Annotated in this window: 5 protein-coding genes; 3 read left to right on the forward strand and 2 right to left on the reverse strand. The window is 47.9% G+C overall.

The window, feature by feature from the left end:
• The first annotated feature begins 72 nt into the window (after nt 1-72).
• Nucleotides 73-699 (forward strand): hypothetical protein, encoded by a 627-nt coding sequence (locus tag METPAY_RS12835; RefSeq protein ID WP_048152958.1) that lies wholly within the window; start codon nt 73-75, stop codon nt 697-699.
• 1 nt (nt 700) lies between these two features.
• Here the strand turns inward: METPAY_RS12835 and METPAY_RS12840 are convergent, their stop codons facing one another.
• Nucleotides 701-2,680 (reverse strand): GAF domain-containing protein, encoded by a 1,980-nt coding sequence (locus tag METPAY_RS12840; RefSeq protein WP_048152959.1) that lies wholly within the window; start codon nt 2,678-2,680, stop codon nt 701-703.
• 204 nt (nt 2,681-2,884) lie between these two features.
• On the opposite strand from METPAY_RS12840, the gene METPAY_RS12845 reads away from it, so the two are divergent.
• Both METPAY_RS12845 and METPAY_RS12850 read left to right on the forward strand, forming a co-directional pair.
• Nucleotides 2,885-3,571, forward strand: coding sequence for an HAD family hydrolase (locus METPAY_RS12845; protein WP_048152960.1), 687 nt, complete (start codon nt 2,885-2,887; stop codon nt 3,569-3,571).
• A gap of 158 nt (nt 3,572-3,729) precedes the next feature.
• On the forward strand, nt 3,730-4,485 hold the full coding sequence (locus METPAY_RS12850) for a DUF1624 domain-containing protein (RefSeq protein ID WP_048152961.1): 756 nt from the start codon (nt 3,730-3,732) through the stop codon (nt 4,483-4,485).
• Here the strand turns inward: METPAY_RS12850 and METPAY_RS12855 are convergent.
• The coding region (locus METPAY_RS12855; protein WP_048152973.1) for an adenine deaminase C-terminal domain-containing protein at nt 4,482-5,742 on the reverse strand (1,261 nt) is incomplete at its 5' end. The two genes, METPAY_RS12850 and METPAY_RS12855, sit on opposite strands and share 4 nt — an antisense overlap.

Below are 5,742 nucleotides of genomic sequence, written 5' to 3' on the forward strand. Positions count from 1 at the left end.
ATATAATTTACGAAGAACCCACCGGAATAATTATTTCAAACAAGAAAGTCAACCAAAAGAGACACCGATAACATGGATGACCAAAAAAAAGATCCGGACAAAAAAAGGCCCCGCCTGCCGCCCTCTTTAAAGGACATAGTATATATCGCCGTAATCTCTAATCCGGCCCCCGGGAAATCGAGCAATTTTGAAGTATACGCGATCACGATGTCCGCGTTTTCGATAATAAAACTGAAATATTCGAGAAAGACCAGACTCAGTCCGGGAATGGTCATCGACCTGAGGGATTTCGGCGAGATGAGCCATTACACGATCGAAGACGACATCCCCTTCGATAAAATCGCGGAGCGGGATAAAAACTTCATCGGCAAGGCCCTCGTATCGGCAGGTGAAAAACATCCGATAGGACTCCTGAAAGCACAGACGATGGCCGAAGAAGGAATCGAAAACCTCTTCAGGCTTCTCAATATGAACGATCCGGAGCGGCTTGCCGTCTTCCTGAAAGTAGTACAGGAATCGTCGTTCGAAGGCGAAGTCACCCACAGGGACCTGTTCGCAGCATTCATCCGGGCATTCTCGGGAGCAAAAAAACCTCCCGATGTAAGGCAGCAGGAAGCATTGATAAGCATATGCGGGAATAATCCGGCGGTAATTATCGAACTCGCGGAAGCATACCTCGACTACGTCAGGGAAAACTGATTCAGCTTCTGCCGTATCTCTTCAATGTAATTACCAGGGATTTCTCCGCTTCTCCATCCTCTTCCGATTTCAGAATACCGATTGTTCCGTTATAAGCCGCAACCAGCATCCTCGTTGCATACATGGCGATATTCGAAGGGCGGAGAGCCTCTTCAGGCTGAACGTTAAGCATGCCTTCGATATTATCAATTACTCCCGACCTGTCCCTGTCGGATATGATTACGGAGATCTCACCGTTCCTGATGCTATGCCTTATATTAAGGGAAAAATCCTCCCGGTTGAGACTGAACATATTCAGGATATTTATAAAAACGTAGGAGAGATTGTCATCCGCAAAGACGAAATAAAGAGCACGATCGTATTCGATCGAAGCACCTGCGAAATGATAGATTGCACTTCTTATAACCGAATCGATACATATCGGTTTTAAGCACCTGTTTTCGTCTATGAGAAAATCATAGACGACACGCAGGTTGTTTATTATATCCATCCTCGGACCGATCTCATTTATAAGATCCATCCGGCAGTCGGAACCGCCGGCAGAACCATCTCCTTTGTCCCACCTGTGGCTTATGATCGTATTCCAGATCCTGTCATTCTCTTTTAGGGCAATACCCAGGAGATCCTTTATCGCATTATACTCGGTCCCGAACTTTTCCTCGACTAAACCTTTAACAACCGCAGACCCGACCTCCTTTCCGATCTCTTCGAGAGTGGCCTTTTCAAAAGGAGTGAAGCAGGAATTATCGCCTTTTGTGACGTAAAATACCCCTACGACATTTTTTTCGGAAAAAACCGGGATTCCCGCATACGATATCGCCCCCAGGTCTTCAAGTATCTTTACATCGAAGACGCCCGGAGGTCTGTCGGGGAGATTTTCGATATACCTCGGCTGCCCCCCGTAAAAAATTATATTGTAGGGCCATTCACGGATATTGATCAGGTTGTATCGCTCTTTAAACCAGATCGGAACATTCAGCGACGATGCCAGCCGTGCAGTAGAAGGATCATTATTCTTCAGGTATACAAAGCAGGACTGGATCTCAAAACTTTCAAGTATCTTTTTCAGGACATTTTCAAGAATTTCGGGGAGCGAAAAACCGTATACCGTTGATTCAAGGACCGAATTTACAATCTCAATCTGCCGGAGCCTTAAAACTGCCTGCTCTTCAGATCTCTTCCTGGAGGTTATATCCCGGATCTGGTACTGGGAACCTGCAATCCCTTCATAAATAATAGGCACGGACGAGATCTCGACGTCAATCAACTCCCCCCCTCTGATTCTTAAGGATTCCTCCACGGGATGCCTGACCTTCTTGGATTTCATTTCCCTAAATACGTTTATCAGCCTGTTTTTTGTGTCCTTGTCCAGGAAATCATACGGCGATTTCCCTATGATATCATAGCGGTTGTCCACTCCCAGGAAACGAATCCCCGCCTCGTTTACATATACTATTACAGACCCCACCAGGACAAAAACCGGTTCGTGCTGGTTCTCGACGAGATAACTGAAATGAAAATACTGGTCGGAGAGCCTTCCGGGGCCGCCGGTGCCAGATATTTGTCCTGCATCGTCGCTCATCTCACCCCCGGTTTCACCGATTTCTCCCTGGGAAAGGTTCATCCCGAGTTCAAGAGAAGATATGAAGATCTTCCTCGTCTCAGGGATCCTTGCGGCAGTCAAAATTAATTTATGCTCGTTCTTACCGGAATCAAGAACCCTGAACTCTGACGTTTTCGGGGAGTTGTAAGGATCATCAAGGCGTTTTTTAAAAAAATTCATGAAGAGCAGGACTTCAGAATCAGGAACCAGGGACAGGAAATTCAGGTTGTCCTCCAAAATCGCATAATCAAGTCCTGTTATCGCGAAAAATGATGAATTTGCCGCAAGCAGCTGATGATTTTCATCAAGAATAAAATTAGCTCCTTCGGACATATCATAAATACTCTCTTCAGTATCGCCCGGAAAACCGGATATCATAAAGGCTCCTCCGGTTTTTGTCCGTAATTTATTTGCATGTCTGACCCCCCGGAAATTAGCTTCCTGAAATAAGACTGTATGGCTACATTAAAAAAATTTACTTTTTAAACCCGGTGATGTCGGGATCACTTTACAGGAAGACACCATGCTCTTGCAATATTGTAAATAATATTATAAATTCACGACAAACCTGACTGACAAGAGATGAGCAATACAAAAGAACCTTTACCCGGACCTGTAAAAGGCATAATCTTCGATATGGACAATACGCTCTATAACTTCTTCGATGCCAAAATCCTTGCGTGTGAAAAGGCTTGCGGAACGATCGGTGCAGGGAACGGGCAGGAGCTGTTCAGGTATTTTCTGTCGGGAAGACGCGGTTTTGAAGATCCTGAAAATATCAGGGATTATATGACCGATCTCGGTGTATCGGACGAATCCCTGTTCGAAAACGCCTCATGCATCTATGAAGACGTCAAACTCTCTTCGATCACCCTGTACCCGGGAGTGACGGAACTGATCCGGGAACTGCACGAATCGGGTATGAGGCTTACAGTCGTCACCGATGCAGACAGCATACAGGCAAAAAAGAGGCTGACAAAACTCGAGTTATATGACTATTTCGAGTCTGTAATAACCCCGGATGTAACAGGGAAGAGAAAACCCGACCCTGTGAATTTCTTCAGCGCGATGGAGATCATGGAGACGACCCCGGAAGAGACGATGGTCGTCGGCGACAGCCCTAAAAGAGAGATCGAGCCGGGAAACAAGCTCGGCCTCACTACGGTATATGCAAAATACGGCGACTGGCTGAAGACGCCGTTCCCGTCAATAAAGCCGGACCATGTTCTCGAAAAATTCGACGACCTGAGAATCGTGCTGAATCTCTGAATCCTGTAATACCGGGAGATCAGATCACTCTTTTTTACGGCCAAACAGGGGAGGCCGTAGAGGTTTTTTTCCATAAATTCCCATATTATATTCCCGGGAACCGATAGTCAGGAATAATTTATCACGGCGCAAATAAATCCTGGAGGTTTTTGATCGTTATGAACAACGGGACAGTTATAAGGAGAATCCCAGAGATCGATCTGTTCAGGGGAACTGCAGTACTGATGATGATCCTCTTTCATACCGTCTTCGACCTATACTATTTCGGCCTCTTCAATATCGATATACATTCGGGCTTCTGGGGTGGCTTCGGGTATATCACCGGGTTCCTTTTCGTCTTCATCGCGGGAATCTCGGCCTGGATCAGCCGGATGAGAGCGGAGTGCAGGCTCGATGAAAAAGGAATCATGATCAAATTCCTGAAAAGAGGCCTGTTCATATTCTCAATCGGGCTTGGAATAACAGCCGTGACCTGGTTCTTCGCACCAAAAAGTGCAATAATCTTCGGGACGCTTCACCTGATCGGCCTTTCGATAATCCTTGCGCCCCTCTTCTTCAGGTTCTCTGTTAAGAATATCTACATCGCAGCTGCGATAATCCTCGCCGGACTGCTTATACAGGGCGTAAGCGGAGACCCTGCACTAACAATCATCGGAATACATACACCGGACTTTTCCACCCTGGATTATAAACCGCTGATCCCGTGGTTCGGTTATTTCCTCGCAGGTCTTGCGTTCTCGGCTTTCATGTACCCGGACGGAAGAGAAAGAATCCGTCTGAAATCTGTAAAGATACCTGCTCCCGAATTCATACAGCTGATCGGCAGGCATTCACTCATTATATACCTCGTTCACCAACCGGTGATCATACTCCTGCTTTCGCTAATCTCCGGAAAAATGCTGTTGTCTTTTTAATCAAAGACAGGCACATCACTAAAAGAATTCACGTCGAACAGGCCCCGGTTGGTGATCCTCAGTTCGGGGATTACAGTCAGTGCAAGGAATGAGAGATACATGAACGGATCTTTTAAAGGCGTCATCTCCTTAACCAATTCGTTTATACGGGCAAGTTCGTCAACAACAGATTCGTAGGGAAGATCCGACATTATCCCGCCGCATTCGAACGGGAGAACTGCTGATTTTTCACCGCAGACTGCCGCCATTCCGCCCCTGCCGGAAGCCACGCATCTTATCGCTTCGATGATCTCCTCATCGGACACTCCGACGGCGACCACATTATGGCAGTCGTGGGATACGCTGGATGCGATCGCACCCCTCTTCAGACCGAAGCCCTTTACAAGCCCGGTGCCGAATCCCCCGCCCCTGTACCTGTCGCAGACTACGACCTTCAGGATATCGTTATCCAGATCCGGAACGGAACCTCCGTCGAGTTTGATGTCGAGCCTCTTCGTGAGGATCTCCCCTTCGACGATCGAGATGACCTTTGCCGTCCCCGCTCCTTTTATCCGCATTCCGCTCTTTTCCGGCACGCGAAGATTGAAATCATATTTGATCCTGCCCGGAGGAGAGTGGCCGGGATCGGTGAACTCTTTGCCGCCGACGTATGTCTTTCGGACTTCAAATACATCCGAATCATCGATTATACAGAAGTCGGCCCTCCTTCCGGGAGATACCGCACCACGATCGTACAGGCGGAAATGATCTGAGGCGGATAGCGTCGCCATCCTGTATGCAAGCTCCGGCCTGATACCGTACCCGATCGCCTTTCTGATACAGTCATCGATATGCCCCGAATTACAGAGCATGTCCGCATGCCTGTCGTCGGTTGCAAACGAGCACCTTGAAACCGTAATATCATCGATCAGGGGGGCAAGAGCCTTAAGGTTCTTCTCGGTCGAGCCTTCCCTCATGAAGATGTGCATACCCGCCTTCAGCTTTTCACGTGCCTCGGAAAGATTCGTGCATTCGTGCTCGCTTCCTATACCCTGCATGACGTACGCATTGAGCTCCTTTCCGCTCAGGCCCGGGCAGTGTCCGTCTATGATATCGAAGATCTCCAGCTTTTCGTAGACATCATCCTGGCCGGATATGACCCCGGGATAATTCATCATCTCCCCGAGACCGATAATGTGTCTGCGTCCCGAAAATCTCCTGATATCCTCCGGGCCGATTACTGCACCGCCCATATCGGCAGGCGTCGCAGGCACGCAT

It is taken from the genome of Methanolacinia paynteri (genome assembly GCF_000784355.1).
In the GTDB taxonomy this organism is placed as follows: domain Archaea; phylum Halobacteriota; class Methanomicrobia; order Methanomicrobiales; family Methanomicrobiaceae; genus Methanolacinia; species Methanolacinia paynteri.